The organism is Oceanirhabdus seepicola (genome assembly GCF_023684385.1).
GTDB classification, from domain to species: domain Bacteria; phylum Bacillota; class Clostridia; order Clostridiales; family Clostridiaceae; genus Oceanirhabdus; species Oceanirhabdus seepicola.
Genome location: NZ_JAGSOJ010000001.1, coordinates 1,328,378 through 1,355,352 on the forward strand (window position 1 = coordinate 1,328,378; position 26,975 = coordinate 1,355,352).

Annotated in this window: 24 protein-coding genes and 4 pseudogenes; 3 read left to right on the plus strand and 25 right to left on the minus strand. The window is 29.7% G+C overall.

Annotated elements, in window-relative coordinates; genetic code table 11:
• Positions 1 to 119 precede the first annotated feature (119 nt).
• The 11 genes from KDK92_RS24785 to KDK92_RS24475 all read right to left on the minus strand — a co-directional run bounded on the left by KDK92_RS24785 (position 120) and on the right by KDK92_RS24475 (position 15,031).
• The gene (locus KDK92_RS24785) at positions 120 to 4,412 is read right to left on the minus strand and encodes a DNRLRE domain-containing protein (protein ID WP_250858243.1); all 4,293 of its coding nucleotides are present in this window, start codon (positions 4,410 to 4,412) and stop codon (positions 120 to 122) included.
• Between the two features lie 97 nt (positions 4,413 to 4,509).
• The gene (locus tag KDK92_RS05850) at positions 4,510 to 5,475 is read right to left on the minus strand and encodes a glycosyltransferase (RefSeq protein ID WP_250858245.1); all 966 of its coding nucleotides are present in this window, start codon (positions 5,473 to 5,475) and stop codon (positions 4,510 to 4,512) included.
• Positions 5,476 to 5,680: 205 nt separating this feature from the next.
• On the minus strand, positions 5,681 to 6,262 hold the full coding sequence (locus tag KDK92_RS05855; protein ID WP_250858247.1) for a chromate transporter: 582 nt from the start codon (positions 6,260 to 6,262) through the stop codon (positions 5,681 to 5,683).
• 40 nt (positions 6,263 to 6,302) lie between these two features.
• Positions 6,303 to 6,857 carry a chromate transporter gene (locus KDK92_RS05860; RefSeq protein ID WP_250858249.1) on the minus strand — a complete coding sequence of 185 codons (555 nt, stop codon included), beginning with the start codon at positions 6,855 to 6,857 and terminating at the stop codon, positions 6,303 to 6,305.
• A gap of 102 nt (positions 6,858 to 6,959) precedes the next feature.
• Positions 6,960 to 7,736 (minus strand): 3'(2'),5'-bisphosphate nucleotidase CysQ, encoded by a 777-nt coding sequence (gene cysQ / locus KDK92_RS05865; protein WP_250858251.1) that lies wholly within the window; start codon positions 7,734 to 7,736, stop codon positions 6,960 to 6,962.
• Positions 7,737 to 7,770: 34 nt separating this feature from the next.
• Positions 7,771 to 8,364 carry an adenylyl-sulfate kinase gene (gene cysC / locus KDK92_RS05870; protein ID WP_250858253.1) on the minus strand — a complete coding sequence of 198 codons (594 nt, stop codon included), beginning with the start codon at positions 8,362 to 8,364 and terminating at the stop codon, positions 7,771 to 7,773.
• An 87-nt stretch (positions 8,365 to 8,451) separates the two neighbouring features.
• The gene (locus tag KDK92_RS05875) at positions 8,452 to 10,257 is read right to left on the minus strand and encodes a GTP-binding protein (protein ID WP_250858255.1); all 1,806 of its coding nucleotides are present in this window, start codon (positions 10,255 to 10,257) and stop codon (positions 8,452 to 8,454) included.
• A 13-nt stretch (positions 10,258 to 10,270) separates the two neighbouring features.
• Complete coding sequence (gene cysD, locus KDK92_RS05880) at positions 10,271 to 11,149, minus strand: sulfate adenylyltransferase subunit CysD (RefSeq protein WP_250858256.1); 879 nt, start codon at positions 11,147 to 11,149, stop codon at positions 10,271 to 10,273.
• 233 nt (positions 11,150 to 11,382) lie between these two features.
• Positions 11,383 to 12,924 carry a hypothetical protein gene (locus tag KDK92_RS05885; protein WP_250858258.1) on the minus strand — a complete coding sequence of 514 codons (1,542 nt, stop codon included), beginning with the start codon at positions 12,922 to 12,924 and terminating at the stop codon, positions 11,383 to 11,385.
• Positions 12,925 to 13,325: 401 nt separating this feature from the next.
• Positions 13,326 to 14,906, minus strand: coding sequence for a hypothetical protein (locus KDK92_RS05890; protein ID WP_250858260.1), 1,581 nt, complete (start codon positions 14,904 to 14,906; stop codon positions 13,326 to 13,328).
• Positions 14,903 to 15,031 (minus strand): hypothetical protein, encoded by a 129-nt coding sequence (locus KDK92_RS24475; RefSeq protein WP_276575871.1) that lies wholly within the window; start codon positions 15,029 to 15,031, stop codon positions 14,903 to 14,905. The genes KDK92_RS05890 and KDK92_RS24475 overlap by 4 nt, the downstream gene beginning before the upstream one ends.
• A 583-nt stretch (positions 15,032 to 15,614) precedes the next feature.
• Between KDK92_RS24475 and KDK92_RS05895 the strand changes: the two genes are divergently transcribed.
• The gene (locus KDK92_RS05895) at positions 15,615 to 16,346 is read left to right on the plus strand and encodes a class I SAM-dependent methyltransferase (protein WP_250858262.1); all 732 of its coding nucleotides are present in this window, start codon (positions 15,615 to 15,617) and stop codon (positions 16,344 to 16,346) included.
• A gap of 628 nt (positions 16,347 to 16,974) precedes the next feature.
• Here KDK92_RS05895 and KDK92_RS05900 read toward each other — a convergent pair.
• The 4 genes from KDK92_RS05900 to KDK92_RS05915 all read right to left on the minus strand — a co-directional run bounded on the left by KDK92_RS05900 (position 16,975) and on the right by KDK92_RS05915 (position 20,660).
• Positions 16,975 to 17,235 carry a hypothetical protein gene (locus tag KDK92_RS05900; protein WP_250858264.1) on the minus strand — a complete coding sequence of 87 codons (261 nt, stop codon included), beginning with the start codon at positions 17,233 to 17,235 and terminating at the stop codon, positions 16,975 to 16,977.
• Positions 17,236 to 17,569: 334 nt separating this feature from the next.
• Positions 17,570 to 18,889 (minus strand): UDP-glucose dehydrogenase family protein, encoded by a 1,320-nt coding sequence (locus KDK92_RS05905; protein WP_250858266.1) that lies wholly within the window; start codon positions 18,887 to 18,889, stop codon positions 17,570 to 17,572.
• Between the two features lie 129 nt (positions 18,890 to 19,018).
• Positions 19,019 to 19,906, minus strand: a complete 888-nt coding sequence (locus tag KDK92_RS05910) for a CgeB family protein (protein WP_250858267.1) — start codon at positions 19,904 to 19,906, stop codon at positions 19,019 to 19,021.
• A gap of 412 nt (positions 19,907 to 20,318) precedes the next feature.
• The gene (locus KDK92_RS05915; RefSeq protein ID WP_250858269.1) at positions 20,319 to 20,660 is read right to left on the minus strand and encodes a hypothetical protein; all 342 of its coding nucleotides are present in this window, start codon (positions 20,658 to 20,660) and stop codon (positions 20,319 to 20,321) included.
• Between the two features lie 176 nt (positions 20,661 to 20,836).
• On the opposite strand from KDK92_RS05915, the gene KDK92_RS05920 reads away from it, so the two are divergent.
• Together KDK92_RS05920 and KDK92_RS05925 are read left to right on the plus strand one after the other, a co-directional pair.
• Entirely contained in the window at positions 20,837 to 21,451 is a 615-nt protein-coding gene (locus KDK92_RS05920) for a hypothetical protein (protein WP_250858271.1), read from the plus strand.
• 48 nt (positions 21,452 to 21,499) lie between these two features.
• A complete protein-coding gene (locus KDK92_RS05925) occupies positions 21,500 to 21,832 on the plus strand; it encodes a hypothetical protein (protein ID WP_250858273.1) in 333 nt (110 codons plus the stop codon).
• A gap of 45 nt (positions 21,833 to 21,877) precedes the next feature.
• On the opposite strand, the gene KDK92_RS05930 is transcribed toward KDK92_RS05925, so the two are convergent.
• The 10 genes and pseudogenes from KDK92_RS05930 to tnpA form a co-directional block, all read right to left on the minus strand.
• Positions 21,878 to 22,054: a transposase domain-containing protein gene (locus tag KDK92_RS05930; RefSeq protein WP_338115246.1), complete on the minus strand. Its 177-nt coding sequence runs from the start codon at positions 22,052 to 22,054 to the stop codon at positions 21,878 to 21,880.
• A 9-nt stretch (positions 22,055 to 22,063) separates the two neighbouring features.
• Positions 22,064 to 22,687, minus strand: a pseudogene (tnpC, locus tag KDK92_RS05935) (IS66 family transposase); the annotation flags it as partial.
• A gap of 185 nt (positions 22,688 to 22,872) precedes the next feature.
• Positions 22,873 to 23,136, minus strand: a pseudogene (locus KDK92_RS05940) (transposase); the annotation flags it as partial.
• Between the two features lie 85 nt (positions 23,137 to 23,221).
• Positions 23,222 to 23,644 carry a group II intron maturase-specific domain-containing protein gene (locus tag KDK92_RS05945; RefSeq protein ID WP_250858277.1) on the minus strand — a complete coding sequence of 141 codons (423 nt, stop codon included), beginning with the start codon at positions 23,642 to 23,644 and terminating at the stop codon, positions 23,222 to 23,224.
• Positions 23,645 to 23,721: 77 nt separating this feature from the next.
• A complete protein-coding gene (locus KDK92_RS05950) occupies positions 23,722 to 24,306 on the minus strand; it encodes a reverse transcriptase/maturase family protein (protein WP_250858278.1) in 585 nt (194 codons plus the stop codon).
• Entirely contained in the window at positions 24,264 to 24,710 is a 447-nt protein-coding gene (locus KDK92_RS05955; protein ID WP_250858279.1) for a reverse transcriptase N-terminal domain-containing protein, read from the minus strand. The genes KDK92_RS05950 and KDK92_RS05955 overlap by 43 nt, the downstream gene beginning before the upstream one ends.
• A gap of 558 nt (positions 24,711 to 25,268) precedes the next feature.
• Positions 25,269 to 25,925, minus strand: a pseudogene (locus KDK92_RS05960) (IS3 family transposase); the annotation flags it as partial.
• A 71-nt stretch (positions 25,926 to 25,996) separates the two neighbouring features.
• Positions 25,997 to 26,122: pseudogene (locus tag KDK92_RS24910) on the minus strand (helix-turn-helix domain-containing protein); the annotation flags it as partial.
• Positions 26,123 to 26,277: 155 nt separating this feature from the next.
• The gene (locus KDK92_RS05965) at positions 26,278 to 26,418 is read right to left on the minus strand and encodes a hypothetical protein (RefSeq protein ID WP_250858280.1); all 141 of its coding nucleotides are present in this window, start codon (positions 26,416 to 26,418) and stop codon (positions 26,278 to 26,280) included.
• Between the two features lie 63 nt (positions 26,419 to 26,481).
• The gene (tnpA, locus tag KDK92_RS05970; protein WP_250858281.1) at positions 26,482 to 26,853 is read right to left on the minus strand and encodes an IS200/IS605 family transposase; all 372 of its coding nucleotides are present in this window, start codon (positions 26,851 to 26,853) and stop codon (positions 26,482 to 26,484) included.
• Between the last annotated feature and the right edge of the window lie 122 nt (positions 26,854 to 26,975).

Here is a 26,975-nt window from a genome sequence, read left to right on the forward strand (position 1 = left end):
ATATGCGCAACCAGTATTTTTGTCTTTTCATGACTTAATTTTAATATTTTTACACTATTATAGTATGAGATTTTTCAGTTATTGTTACCTTTTATCGATTAATATTACTTTTATTGATTTTAAGTCTCAAAAGGCCAGGTAATTCCCTTGTCTAAAATTCCATTAACATATTCTACAGCGCCTCTTGGAATATTAACTGTATACTCTTTTCTTGGTTCAAAATCATCATGTCTTATCTCTATTACCTTATTATCGTCACTAAGATAAACCTCTATATTTCCAACCTCAATATCATTACTATCTTTTATACTTATATCTTCAATATTAATTAATCGTAATTCTTTATTGAATATAACCTGTAATAAGACATCTAATTGAACATTTTTTTCACCATATGAAGGAATCACTTTCACCATTGTTATATTTATACTATTATTAATTTCAATTTCTGAATTTTCACCTGGGGAAATTACTTTAGCTCTTATAATATAATCTCCAATTCTACATACTCTAAAAATTCCATCTCCACTTCCATGGACAACATCTATTATCTGATTTGGTTTTATTACCTGATTTACTTCTGCATCTTCAAATTCTCTTGCTTTAACAATAATAGTATTATCTGCAACATCAAGTATACCTGTATAAACAGGCATTCCATTATCAGCATATTCTACGTTTTTAATGGTTATCTTTCCACTATCATCATTTATCTCATACTGACTTTCATCTAATACTCTATCTTGAGTATTTTCCACTTTAATCTGTTCTATATTGTCAGTCCAAATTTTCATAGGTTCAAAACTAATTTCTATTGGATGCATCATATCATTATCAGTAGTATCTGGAATAAGCTCTGGTGGGTCTGGCAGTGATGAAAATTTCATTCCTATTTTACTAATACCACTTACTCCTGAAAATTCATTTTCTGCAATAACATTCGCAATTCCTTCAGCCAAAGCTGTCAATAACCCATTGTTACTTATTGTACCAATGCCTTTGGGTTCAACTGACCAAGTTATAGATTTATCTGTGGAATCTTGTGGTAATACATGCGCTATCATCTGGAGTGTTCCCAAATAAGTGGTTATTTCTGATATTCCATCTTCTCCTACAACTTTTATTTCTCTAACTAATACATCCCATGAATCTCCATTAAATTGTAGTCTTCTAATTATGTCTCCATTTTCATTCTGCCATAAATATATCCAGGTTCCTTTTCCAAATGTGTTCTTTTTTATAACCTCTGGAATATCTGTTGTCAAAGCAGCAGCCATGTTAGTTAATTTTCCTATAAGCTCATTGTTACTCACATCTGCAGCAATTACTACACTGTTAAGAAAAACAACAGCATTGCCTTTGTCTGAATAAGGTATAATAGTCAGTGCATAATTATCTTCAGAGGTAATTTCACTAAAGTCATTATCTGAAATCTTTGCAGTTATATCTATATCTTTAAAGGCTCCATTTACACATATACATCTATAGCTTTCATGGAAGTTATTTGATTCAATTATATTTACATTTGCAAAAGTACATATAACATGGGCATCTCCATTGTCCTTGTTACTATCAGTTTGTTTTGTTAATTCAAGATTTGAATTTTTAACTACTAATTTATCCACTGGATAAAGTTCAACATCAGTGCTTGTTCCTATTAATATTGTATTAGTACTATCTTCTTCTATATTTAAAAAATCAATAATTGGATTTTCTATAGTAATATTATCAACTATTAACTCAGCATACTTATTGCTTTTATTTATTTTTATAAAATATTTGTTAACTACATCAGCTATTTCATTTCCCTCATCATACCATTTACTGATATCCTTATTTGGTTTTAAAGTACCATTCTTTATTTCACTGATAACATCTTTAAATACTATATTATTAACAGCAAGTTGATGATTGTTTAAATTTAAAGTTAGATTTCTATCTGATACATTGATACTTAATTCTTCATGATAATTTTGAATATCTGTATTTAATTTAATTGTATTTATAATTGGATTGGCTATACTATATTCTATTTCATTGTTTTCTTTATCAAGCTCAATAACAACTGTATTTGTTTCATAGTCAATTGAAATGTTTTGATATTTACCTTTTAAAATAAAGACTTTCTCTATACTTTCACTTTCACTTTCTCTCTCACTCTCACTTCCCTCTGATAAGGTTAAAGTAAGTTCTGCCATGTGTTTATCTAACTTACTTTTGTCTACAGTAGGAGATGTGAATTGGATTGTATTACCACTCAAATAAAATACTTCACCCTCTTCTGGTTGCAATGCATCTATTAATACATTTATTCCTGAAACATTTTCATTTGCAATATTTATTATTTCTTCAAGAGTAATATTATTATTTATTTCACCAACAAAATATTTTTCCACATTAGTAATGGCAGTTACTAAATCTTGTAAATATTCTAATTCTGAGCCAAGTTCAATTTTAGCAGTTTCATTAGTCACAGTAGTGTTTTGTATTGCCCCTATAACCGCATCTTTACTTCCATTTAATACAATGGTTCCTGCTAATTCAATTTCATTAACTACTGCTCCTCCTCTTAAATCTAGTGTAACTTTTTTATCTCCTTCCAATTCTTTTACAACAATATCATTGATTGTCGTATCCTCTAGTACAGTAATAGTACTTTCAGTCTCTATATTTAGTGTGGCCTCTGTTAGATTCCCTTCTAATACTACAGTATCTTCATCACTATTCTCATGCGCTATTTTTAGTGTTAATCCCTCTGGAGGCCACTCACTATCACCTATAATTTTAGCTGCTGTAGTTACTTCCACTGCTGTACTTGTGAAATCACCTGTAAATTTAATTTCCTTATCTGAAGCTTCATTGAAAGCCACTTCTATTGGCATTATTGTATCTAATTTATTATCCTCTGAATCACTTGCCGCTAAAGTCATAGGTTTTTCAGCAACTATCTTTGTATTACCAAAGTTTCCACCTAATATTACTTTAGCTTCATCTATATCATCTGATTCTGGTATTAAATTAATAGTATTTATATTTACATTCTCTGCTTCTTTTGCAATCTCTATTTGTATTGGTTTTGTATTCATTACCTGAATTTCATCTGCACTAGAATTATCTTTAAATTCTATACTATCTATTCCAGCTGAGAAAATTCTTAAAATATCTATATGAGTACTATCCAAATCTAAATCTCCATTTTCTATATCTACTTCTACAGTTCCATGAACATTTAAATTTTTCAAGATAACTTCCTTATCATTTGATAAATTACCTTTTATTTTTATATTTCCTCTTATACTTGTTTCCTCATCTATACCTAGTATTACTGAATCGATATCTTTATCAATATTTAAAATATAGCTTACATTTTCTATATTTCCTCCAGTAAAAGGATTATCCGAATTTGATTTCACATCAATTATAATTGTCTCCATAACGCTTATTCTTTTAACAATTATGCTTGTTTCAAATCCACTAGTAAATTCACTTAGTGCCTTAATAGCTATTTGAGTTTTTATTTTGTCTGCAGAAAATAATAATTTTCTTGAGATTTCTTTTATTTTAATTGGCTCACTTGCATCTAAATATCCCCATTGAGTTTTATATATCTCTGTAAACTGTGAAATATCTTTATTAATATCTCCTTTTACTAAACTAAATTCTCCATTGTAATCACTATTGGTAAACTGAAAATCCAATTCATAAACTCCAGGTAAATTAAATTGAATAACTCTTTCAGAAGTGCCAGATGCGTTTGTTTTTGAATTTACTACTTCAACATGACTTCCAATTTTTATGGTTCCAGGATCTATTATTTCGTCCGTACTAATACTAGTATCATTACTATTTACAACATATGCATACACCTCTGAGATTGGAGTATACTCTATTAAAACCTGAGGTTTAAACTCTGAATCGCAGTTTTCAAAATAAACTATGGTATTTTCAATATTTTCATCACCTTTAATGGTTATTCCACAGTTTTCATCTACTGCTGCAATTCCCTTTTCAACCAGTTTAGTTATATCAATATCAAGATATTTTTCGTCAATTACATCTTGATTTATAATTACTTCTACTGATTTCTCTTCACCTGAACATTTATCTAATGGTTTTGTATCCCAAGTAACGGTATTCACATCAAAATTGCCATCATTTTTACAAAAATAGAGTTTTTGAGTGTTCATTTCAGGTTTATATGGATTGTACAATCTTAAAACTACTCTATCTATGGAATATAATCCATCCAGCATATAACTAAAATTCAGCTTTATTAATATTTCATATTCATCCTGAACTTCATTTTCTGGCTTGTACTTTCCAACACAAAGTTTATTATATGACTTTAAATTTTGATTAGAGTATCGTTCCGATATAGAAACACCATCATATATATTAACTATTTTTATCACGGCTTCTCACCTTATAAAATATTTTTTTAAACTTCTTTACACGAATAAACTATTCTCTCAATATATTATGAATTTACCGGGTAAATGTTGTATATCATTAAGCTTTGTTCCTATTGTTTACTTTATTCTCTTTGAATTGCTCATAATAATTATTGAATTCATTAATGATACTTTGATCTATTAACCCTTTATTTTTAAAAGTTCTCAGTATTTTATGAAAATTTTTCAAACAATTAGATGCAGCTTTCTGATATTGAATTTTATCTTTCAAAAAACCTTTTTCACGTGCAGTTAATACTTGATGAACATAATCTAACGCTCCGGATAGCTTCATTTTATTACTATTTAATTGTTGTTCCTCGTGAATTCTAAAATAACTTAAAGTTTCTGAAATATATACTATTTTACCTTGTGACAATAAATTTAACCATGTAGCTAAATCCACATTGCATATATATTTTCTACCATAAAAGATTCCGAAGGGTTCTATCAAATCTTTTTTCCTAAATATAGCTGTGGTTGGTTCACCAATGCAATTGAAGTTATTAGCTAAAACATAATTTCCAAAATTTATTCCATCTAATATTACATCCTTACTATATATTTTTGTTAATTCCCCTTTATTAAATAATTTCTTGCCTTCCTTATTTATAATTTCTCTATGGGATGTTACTAATTTTATTTGTTTTCCCTTATCATTCATAAAATATTTCATCATTTTTTCAATTTTATTTATTGCAAAGACATCATCATCCATTAAAAAATTAATATATTCTCCACTAGCTAACTCTAAAAGCTTTAAATCATTTTCAAATTGCCCAAGATTTTTTTCATTTTTATAGTATTTTAAGTTTTTATATTTATTTAGGTACTTTTTTTTAATCATTATCTCAACTTCATTATTTGTGCTATCATCACATATAATTACTTCAATATTTTTATATGTTTGATTTAATGCACTTTTTAAAGCTATTTTAAGATAATGAGGTCTATTATAGGCTGGTATTAGGATGCTTACTAATGGATTAATTGAATTAAAGTATTTAGTCTTATTATTATCCAATATATCTCACCTCAATTACTATATCTAACATACTTTCTAGTTTAATTTACTATATGATTATTATATAGAGTATTATAAGGTATAGTGAATATAGTTATGTTTTTTATTATCATTAAAGGAAAGCAAACATCTATTTATATATAAATAAAACCCATTTCTACAAATATTTAAATGTAGAAACAGGTTCTTTATATAATTACAACAATTAAAATAAAAACAAACCCACTCCCCCTGCTATACAGATAATAAAAATAGGATGAATTTTTGTTTTTAATAAAGCAAGAAAAGAAAGCACTATAATGATTATACTTTTTAATTCAAATAGTTGGTTTGAACTAACAAAAATATTATATCCATTTTTTATGAACAAGTTTTCACTGGCACCAATTATTCCATTTTCTAAAGCTAATTTCACAGCAGCGAAAAATATAATTCCTGTAATAACTGCCCTAATTCCATATAAAGCGGACTGTATTTTATCATTTTCATAAAACTTCAAGAAAAATTTTGCAACTACTATAACAATAATCCCACATGGAATTGTTATTCCTAATAAAGCTGCAAGTACTCCTGGTACACCTGCTATTTTATAACCAAAACCTACAGCAGCATTTGCAACAATAGGCCCTGGTGACATTCCTGCAATTGCAACCACATCTATTACTTCTGCAGCAGTTGCCCATCCATTTTTCTCTAACTCTTCTAAAATTATTGGAATCATAACATAGCCGCCACCAAAACAAAACATGCTTAATTTAGCAAATATTAAAAATATATTAAATAACATAATAACTACTCCCTGAACTTGAGTTTATCTTAAGTTTACTTTAAAGTTTTTTTGATTGAATCTTCTTCACGATAATACCACTGATTGCTCCAAAAACAATAAGGGGTATAGGGGCTATTTTTAAAAATACTGCTCCAATAAATGCTATTATCATTATAATAACTGTTATATAATCTTTGATTGCTGCCCTACCAATTCTATAAGCAGCATATGCAATTAACCCCACAATAGCTGGTCTAATACCATTAAAAACAGCACTAATACTAGGATTTGAACCCACTGATGAAATTAAAATAGAAAGTAGTAGTACTATTATTACTGAAGGAGTTAAATTCCCTAGCATTGCAGCTATTGCCCCTTGAATTCCTGCAATAGTATAACCGACAAATGCTGAAGAATTTAGTGCTACTGCTCCTGGTAATGATTCCACAACTGCAAAGATATCCACTATCTTTTCTTTATCAATCCATTTTTTATTAACAACAACTTCACGCTCTATAAGAGGAATCATTGCATATCCACCACCAAAACTAAAAGCACCTATTTTTAAAAATGTAATATAGATATCCAGTAATAATGGTCTTTTATTTTTCATAGTTTATCATCCTTATAGTAAATTTAAAAAACAATATATTTAGTATGATATCTATATAGATATCATACAGTGAAATTTAAAATCCAATGTGAATAGATCATTTTATAAAAATAAATTTTCTTTTTTGTTTATTATATAAAACCCTTTATCATTTAAATTATTTACTCTGTTATATAACATTTCACTTCCATCAATTTGTCTAAATATCCCCCCTGCTTCTTCGACTATACACTGCATAGCTGCTGTATCCCATTCCATTGTTGGACCAAAACGATAATATACTTCTGCTTCCCCTTTAGCAACAAGACATCCTTTTAATGAACTTCCTGCTTTTTTAATATTTGCAATTTTATCTTTATTATCTTTTATTAATTTCTTTAATTTGTCAGAATAATGTGATCTACTACAAACTAATTTGATATCACTAGTTGCTTCAGACACTCTAATAGCCTGTACATCACTATTGTTCTCATAAACAGCTCCATTTCCTCTAGAAGCATAATATAGCTCACCTGTTACCGGCACATATATAACCCCTAAAACTGTTCTATTTTTGTGAATAAGAGCTATATTTACTGTGAATTCACCATTTCTCTTTATAAATTCTTTTGTTCCATCTAATGGGTCAACAACCCAACACCAATCCTCATTCAATCTTGATTCATCAGCTTTATCTTCTTCTGAAAGAATTGCATGATTAGGAAATTCTTTTCTTAACCCTGCAACTATAACATCATTAGACCTTTTATCTGCTAGTGTTAATGGTGAACTATCCGCTTTGTAGTGCACTTCTATTTCATTATTATAAACTTCTAATATTTCTGCTCCTGCTTTTTTTGATAATTCTATACTAATCATTAATTCCTTCCCTAAGTTCATAAATGTCTACTCCTACTTATAAATTAAAAATTATTTATCTTTGTTTATTTAATACAAATTTAATAACCTTATTGGCAGCTTCTTCAACTGATAGTTCTCTTGTATCAAGTAAAATATCAGGATTTTCTGGTTCTTCATAAGGTGATGATATTCCTGTAAAATTCTTTATTACTCCCTTTTTTACCTTTTTATATAGACCTTTAGGATCCCTTTTAGCACAAGTTTCAACATCTGCTTTCACATATATCTCTACAAAAGTTATTGAACCAATCTTTTGTTTAGCAAATTCCCGGGACTTTCTGAAAGGTGAGATAAAAGAAACTAAGGTTATCAATCCTGCATCCTTAAATAATGCTGATACTTCTGCTATTCTCCTAATATTCTCTTCCCTATCCTCATTACTAAAACCTAAATTAGAATTTAAGCCATATCTCACATTATCTCCATCTAATAAATAAGTTACAAAACCTTTTTTGTACAATTCTTTTTCTACTTGAACAGCAATTGTAGATTTACCTGACCCTGATAACCCTGTAAACCAAAGAACCATGCCTTTTTGCTTAAGATGTTTACATCTGTCCTTATATTCAACTTTGCCATTATGCCAAAATATATTTAGGTTATCCACTAACCTTCCCCCTAAAAATACTCTCTCTATACACATATGATTATATGGTAATAGAAGTTACACTCTATAGCATAACTTCTCATAACTTTAATATGGTTTAAATATTACACCGTCTTCTTGAAGCATTGATTTAATCTTATCAACTACTTCATTTTTATTTTCTAATTTAGGAATACAAAGATCACATTTATCTATAACTTGTTCTTCACCTATGCAAACTATCTTTATATTATCCATATCAATTACGGTATTAATTAAATCAACTTCATGTTTATCCAAATCACAAAGATTTATAATCAATATCATTCCTGCATCCATCATTAAATTTGCAACTTCAGCCATTCTTCTTATTTGTTCCTGTCTATTTATTTGATTATTGGGTACTTTTATATCTGCGTCCACACCATAAAGTATATTACTCATACCCATATAATAAACAAATTTACCATCTTCCAATAATTTCCTCTCTAATTCTTTTGCAACTTCTTTTTTACCCGACCCCTTTGTACCTGCCACAATAATTAATGAAGATTTTTGATTATATTTCTCGGCTCTTCTCTCCCGTGAAATTACGCTCTTTTCCCATTTAGTATTTCTTGTAATAACTTTCTCTCTTACCCATTCCTGTCGATCCTCAAGAGTTTCACCAATAATACCACCACCTGCAATTTCATAATTATCAACAATTACAAATCTACTAGTGGAAGCTAAATTCTTAGCAAGGTCAAAAGCAATTACTTTATCAAGAGTTAATATACATTCAGCTACTTCATTTCTTTCAACTTCTGTTTTTTCTTCATTATTAAGATTAGAAGCATTCATAACTCTCTCTATTTTTTCTACCTGCATACCAATTTTTGCTGTACCAATCTTTAATAAATATCTCTTTCCTAAAGTTAGTGGCTCTTTCCCAAGCCAGAAAATATTCGTTCTCATTCTTGAACTTACTTGTGGCTTAAGTTCATCAAATCTTACAGCAATTTCACCCCTTGTTATATAAATCTGATCAGTCATTGTAAATCCACAAGCATATCCCGCACTTTGACTTTTAGGTTTATCTGCATTAAAAGCTTCTATTGATTTAACTTTAGTTTGCTTACCACTTGGATAGAAAACAATTTCATCTCCGACAGATACTTTTCCTGACTCAATAGTTCCAGCTATGATTCTTCTTGAGTCACCCTTGTTTGTAAATTTATATACCCCTTGAACTGGCATTCTAAAGGGGGCTTCAGTTAAAGGTTTTGCATTTTCAAATTCATCAAGCTGCTGTAATACCGTTTTACCTTTGTACCAAGGCATATTTTCTGATTTATTTGCTACATTGTCTCCTTTTAATCCACTGACTGGTATAAATGAGGTTGGTTTTACATCTATTTTTTCTAAAAATCCCGAATATTCTTCGATTATATTATTAAAAATCTTTTCATCATAATTAACTAAATCCATTTTATTAACAATAACAGATATTTGATTAATACCAAGCATAGAAAGAAGATATCCATGTCTTGTTGAGTTCTCTTGAACGCCTTCTTTTGCATCTATAACAAGAAGTGCAGCTTCTGCTCTTGACGCTCCTGTTACCATATTCTTTAAAAACTCTATATGACCTGGAGAATCCAATATAATATAATCTCTTATATCAGTCTTAAAGAAACATCTAGCAGCATCAATTGTAATTCCTTGTGCCTGTTCATCTTTTAAAGCATCCAATAAAAATGCATATTCAAAAGGCTTAGAATTTCTTTTACAATTTTCTTTGACTTGTTCGAGTTTTCCTTCTGGTAATGAATTGGTATCTGCCATGAGTCTTCCAATAATTGTACTCTTTCCATGGTCAACGTGACCAACTATTGTAATTGCCATATCTTCTCTACTTTTAAAATCACTCATCACTATATCCTCCTTACATATATCCATCTCTTCTTAATGTTTCAAGACCACCATCTTCCTTATCTTGAGCTCTTCCTGAACGCTCAGCTATATTGGCAAGTTTACCAGTCTTTAGTTCTTCCACTATTTCATCAACTGTTCTAGCATCAGAATCTATTGGCTTTGTACATGGATAACAACCAAGGGATCGATATCTTTTTCCATCACCTTGATTATAGTAAAGGGAAACAGTAGGGATATTCTCTCTCTTAATATATTCCCAAATATTAAGCTCAGTCCAATCTAAAAGGGGATGAACTCTTACATGTGTTCCTGGTGCAAAGTCTGTTTTATATTGATTCCAAAATTCAGGTGGTTGATCACCTACATCCCAATCATTATTTCTATCTCTTGGAGAAAAATATCTTTCTTTAGAACGACTTCCTTCTTCATCTGAACGAGCTCCAACAATTACGCCTATATAAGGTTCTTTATTTTTATCAACTTCATATTCACCAGTGTTATGATTTAGTCTATATCGAGGCCATACTCCACTTAAGGTATTCTTCAGTGCTTCTGTTTTGAGATTTTTACAGCATTGAATTCTTGTAACCTTTCCATCAGGAAAAGTATGCTTTTTCTTCAACGCCTCTCTGTTCTGTCCATATATCATATCAAGCTTATATTCTTTAGCTAATTTATCTCTATACTCAATCATTTCAGGAATTTTGAATCCTGTATCTATATGCACTAATGGAAAAGGAACATGTCCATAGAAAGCCTTCCTTGCAAGCCATAATAAAACAGTACTATCTTTTCCAATTGACCAAAGCATACATAGATTCTTAAATTCCGAATATGCTTCTCTTATTAAGTGTATACTCCTTGCTTCTAATTTATCTAAATGGTTCATGTTTATTCTCCTTTTAAAAAAACTTTACTTCGTTAACTCTTGCAATAAGAACATAGCTTTTGCTATGGAAGCTTTTTATCTTTTCATTAATATAATATTCTATAATTTTTTTAATGTTCATATAGAGCTTAATTCAAAAGAGTATATCTACATTTACATTTTGTAATTTTTTTAACTATAATAATAAAACAGCTACTGGTATTTCACCATAGCTGAATAGTTATTTGTTATTATTAGCTTTTGGGGCTCCTTACCTCCAAGGCATGTATTAAATATATACCTTTAACATTACCAGGATCAAGTCTAATCGCCTTAATAGGCTTGCTCTCATTTATTTCAATTATTAATTCATTATAACCTTTGTTTATCTCCCTCATTATAGAATGATCTTCATCAAAGTTAATACTATCAGATTTATAAAACACTTGTACTATAGTATTAATTGGCGAAGTAATTCTTATTTTAATGAATAATATACCTTTATTTTCACAAGAATCAAATTTGGGTAAACTAAAAAAAGGATCACTACCAACTGATTCTATAACCCAACCAGCTAATGTATTTTCTATTTCTATTACATCCTTTGAAATGTTGATTGGCTTATCTGTTAATCTATATGCTATAGGAAACTCCTGAATATTTACATTTTTATATTCCTTATTATACATTCCTTCTAACATACCCACTATTAGTTCTTTATCTAAATTATCCTTAGCTTCTTTTAACTGATTTTCAAAATATTCTACTGTCAGAAGTTTAATATAGCAAGAGAGTTTTGGAAAAACCTTTTTTATATCCCCTATAGTTTCTTCATTTAATTGCTTATTTAAATTCTTAGAAGGTTTTATTTGAATATCTGAATAATCTATTCCTACATTATCTTTAAGCCACTTAATATCTTCCATTGCAGTTTGTAATAGTTCTTTTTTCTGAGTATACGATATATCGAACTTTCTCCCTCTCACCTTCAATAATGGAAAAATATCCCCCCAAAATCGTTCCTTATTTATTTTACCATTCTTAAAAAGAGGAACTTTTTCATTTATATATGATATTAAATTTGCTATTACTTGTGATACACTTTCATTTGATTTAATTATATTAAATTTACTAATTTCCTTATTATTAAAACCAACTACTGACAAAAAGTGCCCAACTGGCCCAAATTTATGCGTAATAGCATCTTCAAAACAATATATTTCTACCGCATCCTTTCCAAATACTTGTATCAAATTAGATATATGAATCCTAAAATAATCCTTTAAAACAGTTTTATATACTATTAACGCTCTTTCAAGGGTAAATATTTCATTCTTTATTTTTTCCTGAATTAGACTAACAATCCACGATGCTGGATTCCTTACATAAACTATAACTCTTATATTTATTTTCATATAACAAACTGACTTTAAAAATTCTTTTAAATCTATTAAATTATTTTTATTTAAAATCGATATATCTTCTCCTGAAATTATCAAGGTGGTTGATTTTCTATTTTCTATTTCTTCTACTAATTTTTTAGAATAAATTTGATTTATATTTTTTATTTCTTCCTTACTATATCCCAATTTAATATTAATATGATAATTTTCAGGATTATCACAAAACAAGCTATATACTGGAATAGAATGATTCGGATACCATGACTTTGGATAAATAAACCCTTTCTCATCTAATATTGTGTTGTTTTTTTGAAAGAATAAAGTCTTCTGAATGCTAGTAGTAGCTGTTTTATGCAATCCAACATGCACTATAACTGTTTTTATCTTAGCCATTTTTTTCCCTTCTTCTTTAGTAATTATTTTCTCTAATATCCAATATGAATATTAAACTATATCCTAACCCTAAAAACATAAATACTTATTGTATACATATAAATTGTGCCACTTCATAATCACTTCGAATCCCAATGTGTTTATTCTACTAATACCCCTCAGTTTATAATATGTATTTTCAGCTAATTTGTTACATTTTGTAGTTTAAAGCGAACTATTATTATTCAAAATAAATACAAGTCAGATGTTGTAAACATCATTAACTTGTATTTTCCCACTTATTATATTAGTAGTGTTCAGTTATATTTAAATTCTTCAACATACGTAATAAGAAGTTACACTATCTATAGCATAACTTCTCTGATTTTTCCTTACTACATACCAGTAAATTAATCTATATTTTATATTTCTTCATCTCTTACATTTAATTTTTTAGGAACTCTTACATCAAACTCATGTAATAAATAGATACCTTTATCTTTACCAGGATCAAGTCTCAGAGCCTTAACTGGTTTACTCTCATTTATTACAATGATTAATTCATTATAGCCTTTATCTATTTCTCTACGTATTGAATCTCTTTCAGTAAAATAAATTTTATCAGACTTATAATACAACTGTAATTTAGTCTTAACAGTTGAGGTAATTTCCATTTTCACCAATATTGTTCCTTTATTTTTAGAACCATCAAATTGTGGTAAAGTAAAATATGGATCAATTCCACTTGATTCTATAAACCAACCATCTGTTTTTTTTTCTATTTCTATTATATCCTTTGAAATATTGATTGGCTTGTTTTTCAACTTATAAATTATAGGAAACCTCTCTATATCAACCACATTATATTCCTTTTCATACAAGGTTTCGTAAAGCATTCCTTCTAGCATACCTTCTATTAGTTCTCTATCTACATTATCTTTATTTTCTTTTAACTGATTTTCGAAATACTCCACTATGCAACGTTTAATAAAACTAGAACGTTCATGAAAAACATTTTTTATATCTCTTATTGTTTCTTCAGTTAATGCCTCCTTAAAAATCTCTGAGTTCTGTACCTTAATATCTGAGTAATCTATTCCTACGTTGTCTTTAAGCCACTTAATATCTTCCATTGCACTTTCTAGTAACTCTTTTTTATCCTTATAAGATATATCAAACTTAGAACCTCTGACCTTTACCAATGGCCGTGCATCACAATAAAATCTTTCTTTATTAATTTTACCATCCTTAATCAAAGGAGCTTTCTCATTTATATAAGATATTAAATTGGTTATTGTTTGTGACATACTCTGATTTGCTCTAATAATCTTAATTTTTCTAATTTCCTTATTATTAAAACCAATTACTGATAAAAAGTGCCCTACTGGACCAAATTTATGAGCAGTAGCCTTTTCAAAAGAATATACTTCCAATGTTTCCTTACCAAAAACTTGAATTAAATTACCTATACGAACTCGAAAAAGATTTTTTAATAATTTTTTATGTGATTCTATCGCTTCTTGTAGCGTCGCTAGTTCGCTCCTTACACTTTGCTGAGCATCACTAATAGCCCATAACACAGGGTTTCTCACATAAACCACTACTCTTATATTCACTCTATCATTACAAATAGAATTTAAATACTCCCTTAAATTTATTAAATTATTTTTGTTTAATTTTGATATATCTTCTCCTGATATAATCAAGTTTGACCACTTTTTATTCGCAATTTCTTTCATCAGTTTTTTTGAATAATTTTCATTTACATTTTTTATTTTTTCTTTACTATATCCCATTTTAATATTCATATGATAATTTTCAGGATTATCACAAAACATGCTATACACTGGAACAGAATGATTATCTGACCATACCTTTAGATAAATAAAACCACTCTCTGCTAAAATTCTATTATTTGCATCCAAAAACAACGTACGTTGAATACTACTAGTAGCAGTTTTATGCAATCCAACATGTAAAATAATCGTTCTTATCTTGGTCATTTTTTCTTCTCCTTCCGTTTATTATTTAACTTTTTCACATAAAGTTTAATACTTGATTTCATCATATTCTTTGCATTTTCGAAAATAAATGATCCATCCAATCTAAACATTAAAGTTCTACTCATTAGAAATTTAGTGCTTTAATCTGTCCATATCCTTCCATGAATAAACTCTTTACCTTTCAAAAGTTTATTATTTTATTTAATTAATAAGGTTTTGTATATCTTTAATGTCGTTTTATTCACCTTTTTTCAATACTAATATATTTAATCTCTTTCTAATACCTCTTAATATAATATGTATTTTAAGATTATTTGTCACATTTTTGTGATTAATTGTAAAACAAAACCATAAAAATATCTTACACTTAAAATCATCTCAACTATCATTTTTAGCATTAAATACACATTATTTTACTTCTATTACTTCGTACCTCATAACATTATTTGTAAACTCCAAAGGAAAAGTTCTTTTACCTTTTGTAGTTTTATGCCATTTTCAGTTCCTAGTAAATATTTGGTATTCATCTGTTGACTATTTTCCCGATTAATAATCGTAGTAAAAGTAACAAAAGTTATATCTTGACATAAAATGTAATATATTTGCTTTTATAGCTCATTCATCCATCAATATTCAGATTAATTATATAAATAGATACATTTATAATATGTTATGTAAAGACAAAAATAAGAAAGGATTATTAGTTAGATGAAAAATTCGAAGATCATAAATAAATATAATGATGAAGTTTTAACTGAAAAGTATTGTCCACTATGCGAAAATGACGTTAGTTCTTTTTTACCATTTGGGTTAAAAAAACGGTTAAATGCCCAATGCCCTAGATGTTTTTCTTTAGAAAGGCATAGACTAATATGGTTATATATTAAAGAAAGAACAAATTTGTTAACTGAACAATCTAGAAAAATACAAATGCTGCATATAGCCCCTGAAGCAATATTAAGGAAAAAATTTTCACAATTATCAAATATAGAGTATCTTTCTGCAGATTTAAACCCTAAAAAAGCTATGGTTAAAATGGATATACAAGCCATCCAATATCCAGATAATTCCTTTGATGTTATTTATGGCAGTCATGTATTAGAGCATATTCCTGATGATAAAAAAGCAATGAGAGAATTATATAGAGTATTAAAAAATGGTGGATGGGCTATTTTACCTGTACCAATAAGGTATAGTAAATATGAAACTTTCGAGGATCCAAAAATAAATACTCCAGAATTGCGTTTAAAATATTATGGTCAATCCGATCATTTAAGATATTATGGATTAGATTATAAAGATAGATTAGAAAGTGCTGGTTTTAATGTAAGGGTAGATAAGTATTCAGATAAATTTGATGAAGAAACAAAAAATAAATATGGTCTTCCCAATAAAGAATATATTTATTATTGCACTAAAGATGAACAAAAAACTAAATAATATGTTTCATTGCTAAGAAGAAGATTAATATTTATAATTAGTTAATAACTGTTACCATTTACAGCTATGAGCAACTTCAATCGCTTCACTCCTTCTGCAAAACCCCTGGCAGGCTATCCGTAAATTAGGTTTTACACTGAGAGAATATTGAAGTATGCTCATGTTTAAAAACTTCAAACACTAAATTTGCATTTAAAAATATATAAGTGAATTTTTTAACAGTAACAAGTACTCTGAGAACTTTTTTACTCCCAGAATATTTATTACTCTTTTAAAATTGTATGCAAAAAAGGCAAGGCTAATTTCACCCCGTATCTTCTTAAATCCTCTTAATAGTACGTGGTAAACGCCCTTGCATCCCTTAACTGTCCCAAATGTGTGTTCAACAATCAGGGAAAACGCATACATAAATAGGGTAATTTGAGATTCTTTTATTGTTATAAAAAATATTAACTCAAAAATTCAAAACTGAATATTCACAAATTACACCCTATATTTATCCTATAAGTATTTTCTCATTATTTTTTAACCGCAGAGTAGTGCGAATATAACCTTTTCTAGATATTCAACTTCCCATCCACATTTGAGCTTTTTTGTTTTTATACCCCCTTTAAATGTTTTCTCGTTCCTAAATAAATTCATTGCTATATGACGTATGACTGCCAAGTTTGCAGCTGAATGATACATCTAATACCCAGTGAACTTTATTCTCTATTCCCCAGTGCTTTCGCACTCCTTTGGCAAAGTGCTCAACATTACAATTAATACTAGCAATATAATACCTATGTTCAACACTTTCTTTATCTTCGATATTTTTAGCTATAGATTTTTGACATCCCATAGCATCTATTGTAACAAAGGTGTCTTTAAGCTCTAAAAACTTTAACAATTTAGGAATTGCTGTTATCTCATTTAATTTTTCATCTATCTTTACTTGACCAAGAACAAGTTGATTTTCATTAGGACAAGCTCAAATTAACAACTTTTTAGACTATTTTATATCTACGCTACCTAAATTTATCAAGACTAAACTATCTTTTTTGTAGTGAGAAAGTTGAGTCTTTTACTAAAAAAACAAAACCAATTTCTACAAATATTTGACTATAGAAATTGGTTTTTTATAATAATTTGTTGTTAATATAATATTCTAATAACGAACTCACTCGCAATAATTCTAAATGATTCGTGATTACTCGGTTCTATGGTAAGTCTTAAAACATTTTCTACCTACTTTTTTTATAGTATTGCGAATCTTTTTTGCCAATACAATAATATTCATATCCTAATTTAAACATTTTGGTATATTTGTAAATATTTCTTCCATCAATAAAAATATTTCCTTTCATTAATTTTATGACTTTTTTTAAATCCAATTGTTTAAATTCATCCCACTCTGTAACTAAAATTACAGCATCAACATCTTTTACTGCATCATATGCAGTATCTACATATTCTATATTATCAAATTTTATTTTATCTATATCTTTTACAATAGGATCATATGCTTTTATTTTTCCCCCTAGTTTTTGTATATCATTAATAATTGTAATAGCTGGTGATTCTCTTGTATCATCTGTATTAGGTTTAAATGCTAATCCTAAAATTCCTATTGTTCTTCCTTTTACGCAACTTAAAGCATTCGTTAATTTTTCTATAGGCTTTGTTTTTTGATTCTCATTCACCTCTATTACACTTTTAACTATTTTAAAATCATACCCAAATCCCTCTGTGAATTTAATCAGCGCCTTTGTATCTTTAGGAAAACACGCTCCTCCGAACCCTATACCTGCACTTAAAAATTCTGGAGATATCCTTTTATCCATTCCAATTATCTTAGCTATTTCTTGAACGTCTGCTCCCACAATTTCACATATATTAGCTATCTCATTAATAAATGAAATTTTAGTAGCTAAGAATGCATTTGCTGCATATTTTATCATTTCAGCATTTTCAGGACTTGTTAGAATTATTGATTGATTAAAATTTGCATATAATTTAGTCATAATTTTTCTTGCTCTCTCATTATCTGTACCAATAACTATTCTATCTCCATGCATAGTATCATAAATTGCTGTTCCCTCTCTTAAAAACTCCGGATTCGATACTACATCAAAATCATATTCATTAATTTGATTATCTCTAATTAATTTAATAACCTTTTTTTGAGTACCCACAGGAACTGTGCTTTTATTAACAATTATTTTATATTCATTCATAAACTTTGCAATATTTTCAGTAACACTCTCTACCTGTGACAAATCAGCATGTCCATTAGGAAGCATTGGTGTTCCTACAGCAATTATTATAATATCTGATTTTTGTACTGCATATTCTAAATCAGTTGTAAATTCTAATCTTTTACTGCATTTATTTTTATTTAACATATCTTCTAAATCATTTTCATATATAGGCATAATGCCCTTATTTAATTGTTTGATTTTTTCTTCATTATTGTCTACACAAATTACCCTACTACCCTTTTCAGCAAAACATACTGCTGAAACTAGTCCAACATAACCCGTTCCAACTATAGCAATTTTCACTTTTAAAAGCCTCCTCTTTGCTATTAAATAAAATAACAATTTAATCATTTGGTTTTTAAAATTTATCCAATTTATATCCTTATTGCATATTTTTGTTTCAACTCACATAATATATATTTAAATAATACATTATTGCTGCTCTATTTTTTTTAACATCATTCTTACCCTATTTTCAAATGAAAATTCATCACGTATTTTAGGTATAACATTATTTACTCTTTTTTTAATTTGTAGATAGTTTAAATCACAATTTTTAATACATTTTATAAATTCTTCTTCATTTCTATAATACAAAATTTCAGTTGGAAACAACTTAAATAATTCCTCATTAAAGTCACTTATAATAGGCAAACCACATGCTAAAGCATCGAATGTTCTATTATTAATAAATCCATATTTCAACATATCAGCCCAATGGTCATTTAGTATCACTTTTGCTTGTGAATACAAGTTTGGTATTTCTTCATTCTCAATATGACCCGCTACAATTTTTTCTTTATTTATAAATTTTTGCCACCCTCCTCCCCATACTTTTATGGGGAATCCATGTTTTATACTCCAAATAACGCATGATCTTTTAACACCTCTAGTACCTCCAACAAAAATTATACCTTCTCTATTTGAATCCATTAATGAATCCTTTATATAAAATTGTTCTGGATCTGTACATTGTAATAAAGGATATACAGGTTTTGTTACCCTTTTTTTTAGTTCTCTCGCATAAGTCTCTGAAGCAACAAATACTATATCATATGATTCATATTCTTCAAGAGAAACAAAATCAGGATGACTAATGTTCCACATAATGTTTATAGCTCCATCATTTATAGGTTTATATAAATGATATCCTCTTAAAACTAAAATAACATCTGCTTTTTCATTATTATTCCATTCTTCATAATAATGTGTTTTTACTTCATGACCTAATCTCTTTAAATACTTTGTAAGACTTCTTCCAAAATAAAAATCTCCCCATTTTTGATTTAATGGTGCTGGATTCTTAATTATCCATTTCATTAGTTAATCTCCCTTACTTTTATTCTATTGATACTCTATGGTTTTTCTTCTATATTTACGTAAAAATATCTTGCATCCAAAATCATACTAACTACTTATTTTTATCATTAAACAATACATTATTTTACTACTATTACTTCGTACCTCCATAACATTATATGTAAAATCCCAAGAAAAAGTTCTTTTACTCTTTTGCATTTTTATAAATATACATCATGTAAATAATGTCATCGAGAATAAGCAATATTTATATATTTAACTAACAATATTAATAATAAAAAATAACTATAATGGTGCAAATTCACCAAAAATTTGGGTCACGATAGACGCGTTAGTTACCTAACACACGTCTCACAGATCCCGGCGTGCGGAATTACCGCACCGGGCTCTTCAAATATACTCGCTTCCGTAATCAATCAAAGCAAACTTTTAATTTAATTTGTTTGTAATTTTTCTCTGTTATTTTTAGTCTAATTAATCCATACCTCTTTGTTGCCCTATTAAACTCTTCCCATGTGAAACTTTTACTTCTCACATCATCATATTTAGAAAATTTTATGATTTTTGTCTTTTCTTCAGCTAGACTCAGTCCAAATTTTCCAAGTCTTTTACCTATTACTTTATAGAACCTCTCTGCATCTTCTTTATATCTGAACGCACAGACAAAATCATCGGCTACTCTACATATATATGCTTTGCCTTTTATAGACTTCTTAACAACTTTTTCAAACCATAAATCTAATGAATAGTGCAAGTAAATATTTGCTAATATTGGACTTACTATTGAGCCTTATGCAAAGAAAGTTATTATGCACAGTAAATTTCTACAGAATTAATAAACACGAGGAGTTTAGTTATTTTACTTTGCATAATGTCCAAAATGATAATAAGAGCAAATAGCTCCAAATATTATTTTGGGAGGGATATTGTATGCAAATACAACCTTTAAAGGAACTACTTAAAGATCTTGAGCTGGAAATAATTAGGCTAGGATATACGGAAGGAAGCATGAGGTTCTACAGAAATCGCTGGACTATGCTACTTAAATTTGCTGAAGAAGAAAATGAAATCTATTACTCTGAAAAGTTGGGAATAGATTTTATCGAAAAGTATTTCAATATATTAAAAAAAGATTTTGAAGGAAAACTTACACAAGCAGAGGTTCAAAATCTACGTATTATTCGTATAATAGGAGATTTTCAACTTCATCGGACTATATTAAGAAGATACTATAAGCATAAGGTGATTCTTACGGATCCCTACTTTAGTGGAATTAACAATCGTTTTTATCTGCATTGTGTTGAAAAGCATTACTCTGCTGTGACAGTTGATCATTATGTAAAACAATCTGCACGATTTTTAGATTATGTAGTGCCTCAAAGAGTTAAGACCTGTAAAGAAATAATCCTTACTTTGATAAATGATTATATCAAAACATTAGCAGGGTATACGTCTGACCTACGAACAGTGATAAGTAAAACTTGTGCACTTGAGGTTCGAATTACCAATAAAAAATGGTTTAAAAAAAGCATAGACATCCCTTAAAATATAAGTTGAATCACAACAAACAACTTACAAAAGGAGAAAATGACTATGCTCAATTCACAAGAATATATTACTACAAAGTTGCAAGAAATACTATATGAAATATTGCCCATAACAAGTAAAAGGTTGAAAAACTTAGTGAATATAATTATAGGTATAATACTCTCTAAATCCGTAATACTTTCAGAACTATCGGAGAAACTAAATGACTCATACTCAAATGGTACAGAAGAAAGTAAAATTAAGAGAATATATAGATTTCTTACATCTAAACCTATTAATCCTGGCTATGTATATGGCTGTTTTGCTGAAGAAGTATTAAGAAAATATGTTAAGAGAAAAAATCAGAGAAAAGTAATTATAATATTTGAATATGAGTAAGCGGTTAATAACTAATCACATTGACAGTCATTAACCGCTAATATTTTAATTTTTTTTATTTAAGTAACATTCCTCTGGGAGCTCCGCCCAAGGTAATATGGATTTAAGTAATTTAGGTTCAGTTTTAAAGTCAATATTAGGCATTCTTTCGAATATATGAGTAAGATACTGCCATGGCTTAAGTCCATTCTCTTTAGCTGTTTCAATAATGCTATATATTATTGCACTTGACTATGCTCCTCGCACTGTATCTGAAAAGAGGAAATTTTTTCTTCCTATAACAAAAGGCTTAATACTTCTTTCAGCTCGATTATTACTTATCTCACATCTTCCATCAAGAATATAGTTCTTTAAATACTTCCACTGATTTAAGGCATAATTAACAGCCTTTCCTAAAGCACTTTTGGGAAGGGCATTACACGTATTTAGCCATGATAAAAACTTGTCTAGAATTAGATTGGCAAGTTCTTGACGTCTTTCATATCTATCTTCTGGGTTACAGTCATCTAAATTTTTTTCGATTTTAAATAATCTATCGCAAAACCCTTTACCTTCTAGTGCCTTTGAACCAATATGCTCCGAAGGAGGTAGCGATTTAAGGGCCTCATCGAACTTACGCCTTGCATGAGCCCAGCAGCCACAAACTATTATTTCACCAGATAGTTTATGGTATACTTCATACCCATCAGTGTGTAAGAACCCTTTGAAATCTTTTAAAAATTCATCTGGTCTTATACCTTTTCTATCTGGCTGATATTCAAATAAAACTATTGGTTGTTCAGTATCACCACTAGTTCTATAAAGCCACATATAAGATTTAGACTGTGGCTTCTTCTTAGGCTCTTTAAGAACTTGAAGCGTAGTTTCATATTATGAAGAGAGATATATTATGTAGAGTCAAAAGTAGTTAAGCCTAATATATAGGCATATTTAGGCCTAACTACTTTACATAACATTTAGATATTGTTACGGAGCCATAAAAGTAAATCACCTTTTGAAGTGCACCCTGTCAAGTAGACAGTAAAAATAGTAAAAATATCTTAAGCGGCTAAAGCCCTGAATTCCATCGGGCTAAGGCCGTTTAATCTTTTTTGTAATCTCTTGGTATTATAAAAAATTATATAGTCATTAATTGCGTTAGAAAGTTCCATATATGTATGATATTTATTCAAGTAATATTTTTCGCACTTTAGAGTTCCCCAAAAGGCTTCCATTGGCCCATTATCAATACATTTACCTACTCTTGACATACTTTGTGTCATGCCTGCTGAATCTAATTTATTTTTAAATCCATGGGAAGTATAATCGATTAAGAAAAAGGGATTGCTCCCTTTCCCTCATCTAAGAACCGTACGTGAGAGTTTCCCGCTCATACGGCTCAAGCATTTCTTAACCATTTCTGGCGATAGCGAGTAATTTTAGTCTGATTTTTCTTTTATTAAAGTATATTTTGTCCAAAAATGGATTTCTTGATATTTGTAGTTTGGGGTGACGTCTGATGTCAATCGTCCTTAGGTTTATTAGGCTATTACGTTCACCCATGAATACCCAGGGTTTACCGTTTTTGCTATGCCAATATTTGTTTAGTCTCCACCAACCATTTTTCTTTGGATGTCTATGCTTAGCCCATCTTTGCAAGAGTAGGTATATTGTGTTGTTGACATATGAAAATATTGGGCTTGCAACTACATGTTTATGGTAGTTAGTCCATCCTCTTAATACTGCGTTCAGCTTTCTTATTAAAACCTCTTGTTTATGTGCTTTACCTTCTTTAAGAATAATAGTGGATAGTTTTCTTATAAGTGTTTTCACCGAACTCTTTTACGGCTTGATAATTAATTTATCTTTAAATTTTTTAAATGTCCAACCTAGAAAATCAAAACCATCGTTTATTGCGTTATTATCGTTTTCTCATTAGATAGTTCTAAGCCACGTTTTTCCAGAAATTTAGTGACAAGAATCTTTACTTCTTGTGCTGTTTCTTTTGAGTTGGCGGTGATAATGAAGTCATCAGCATATCTTATGCGGTTAACTTTTGTTTTTGCACGAAAGTGGTTCTCAATGTTTCCTTTTGAGTTTCGATGGTATTTATCCTGTATTAATCTTTCAAGACCGTCAAGCGTCATGTTCGCATAGATGCTAGAGGTAGCGCCACCCTGTGGAGAACCTGTTGTAGTAGGAAAAAGTTTTCCTTTGTATATAAATCCAGATTTTAAGAATTGTTTCATTACTCTTTTATTCATTGGAATGTTTTTCATTAGCCAATTGTGATTGATATTATCAAAACATCCTTTTATATCTCCCTCTAAAATCCATTTAGGTGAGCATTTCCTTGCTAGTACGCAAAAGGCCTGTTCACATGCATCTTTAGCACTTCTTCCTGTTCTGAATCCGAAGGATGTGTTATCACCTGTGACTTCTGCTATGGGTTCTAGCGAGAATGCCTGAAGAGTTTGCATCGCTCTATCATACATTGTGGGAATTCCAAGAGGACGCTTTTTTTCTTGTCTTTCTTTTCTATGTATACTCTTCTGAGTGGTTTGGCTCTGTAGTGTTTATCTGTGAGAGAAAGTGTTGCCTTCATCTTTGAAGCTGACGTTGACCAAATTTTCTTATCTATACCAGAGGTATTTTTTCCTTTGTTTGAAGTTACTTTCTTAACAGCAAGAGCTTTTGCATAGAATGAGTGTGTAAGAAGGTATTGCAATCTCTTGATTTTGTTATTATTTCCCGTTACTGCTGCCTTAGCAATCCTAGTTTGTAGTCTATTAATTTGTTTCTGTGCTTTATCCCAGTCTATGGATTCCCATTGTTCTGAGAGTGTAGCAGTATCTTTTAGCTTCTCGGTATTACCCGCCTTTGAATTACTAAAATTCATAGATATACACTCCTTTCCTGCCATGAAATACCATGAGATAAGTCTGCACTCTTTCGAGTTAGGGCAAAGCTTGAACCCTTATACTTTGTCATTACAACATAGTCATTCGCTTTTTATCTCTTTCTTCTGCCCTCTAGGCTATTTCGTATCCTTGCGGTCTGATACCCAATCTGATGTAGTTGGGAGCCTATATATAGGGTTTACCAAGTTCCGCATAATACATAATTCTGTAAACCTTAGGAGCCACCTTTAAACCGGGAGTTATTTATCCATTCGCATTGGCTATTCAAGACACCTTTGCTTTACTCCATACCTTTTTTTGGTCGAAGCGTTTCAGCCTGTTTCGCTTCCTCCGCGTAACGATTCCTACAGTGATTCACTTTACGTTCTCCATAGTTTCTTATCCTAGTAGTCATTCCAGATTTAGGCTTCTAGAACTTCCTCATTGTCTCATGAGCTTTCTAACCCAAACGTTACCATCTACGCTAGTCACGATAGGATTACTCTGAATGGGTAGAGTAGCATTATTGCAATGTATTATGCGACTTCTTGTCGCACCTGATAACCACGATCACTATGAAACATAGGCTTTGCATCTGGATACACTTCTAAAGCCCTATCTAGTGTTTTAAATACTAGGTCATTATTATTAGAGTGTCCTAGTTTATAAGCAACGATAGAGTTATCATATAAATCCAATATGGCACTTAAATATGCTTTTTTTGAGTTACCATACTTAAATTCCGTAACATCTGTAAGCCACTTCTGATTGAATTTATCCGCTGTAAACTTACGTTTTAAAAGATTTTCTGCTACATGTTGTGGATTGGATTTTACATAGCGTTTCTTTTTCCTTCGAATTACAGATTTTAAACCCGATAGGGTCATAAGTCGATAGATACGTTTATGATTAAAAATTTTACCTAATCTCCTATTTAAGTTCATCGTCATTCTTCGATAACCATAAATGCCATCTACTTCATCGTAGATTTTTATAATCTCTTCTATCAATTTCTTATTCTCAACCTCTAGAACAGACTCTTTACGCCCTAGCCACTTATAGTATGAAGAACGTGAAATCATTGCTATCTCGCATAATAGAGATATAGAAAACTTCTCTTTTTCATAAAGTTGTGAAATTGCAATATACTTGTTTTCTTGTCTTATGCGACTTAAAACTGCCTCCTTTCTAGTTCCTCCAACTTTTTTAAGAATGCATTCTCCGCTTTAAGTTTCTCATTCTCTTCCTTTAGCTTCTTCATTTCAAGATTCATTCTTTCCTCTGGTGTTAATTCTTCTTCAACTTTATTTCTTCCCCTTCGATCTTTCAGAGCATCTTCTCCACCAGACTCATACTTCTTAACCCATTGATAAACTTGTTGATAGGATACTTGATATTGAAATTTTACAATAGCTGAATAGTTACAAAATTTTTACAGTGCATAATTATACTTTCCCTATGCAATTTAAAATATGTCCCATATTTCTTCTTTAAATAAACCTTATTGCGATTTATCAAAAATCCAATAAATAAATGATTCTTTAGCATTATTACGAGCGATTCTTATCACAAACAACAACCGTACAATATAAGTATGCTTATACTCTTAAAACCATTGATTTTACCTTCAGAATTACATTTCTTTTTATCATAGAGTTGTAGCTCGTAAGGGATAGTTCTCTCTGAAATAGTATCATCAATAATCACTTAACCTCCCCCCCCCTGCAAAGCAGGTCGATTTACGGTATAAATACCGATGACTGAAACTCATTACTCAACTTCAAATTTATCATTTTCACTTTCTATTTCCTGACTTTCAATATATCTTCTTATCGTTTCTTCATCTACATTCTCCACTGTTGCACAAAAATACCCTCTTACACACAGATAATGGACCCAATATCTTTTCTTCAAACCTTCAACTTCTTCTTGTATCACCATTGAAGATCTCCCTTTAAGATACTGAACTATTTTGCTTGGCGTCATCGTCAGTGGACAAGATGCCAACAAATGTACGCGATCTTTCCCCACATTTCCCTGTAATACTTGTATTTTTCTTGGTTTATAGCCTTGCCATATTAACTCTCTCAATCGTACTCCTATTTTTTTATCTATTATTTTATATCGATATTTCTTACCCATATTATATGATACTTTATATCATATAATATGGGTGCCATCCTTATTGTATTCTTCCATACTAATCACATTCCTTAGTTTAAGTATGGACAGAGATATCTAACTTTTTACAAGGCTGAAAGCGT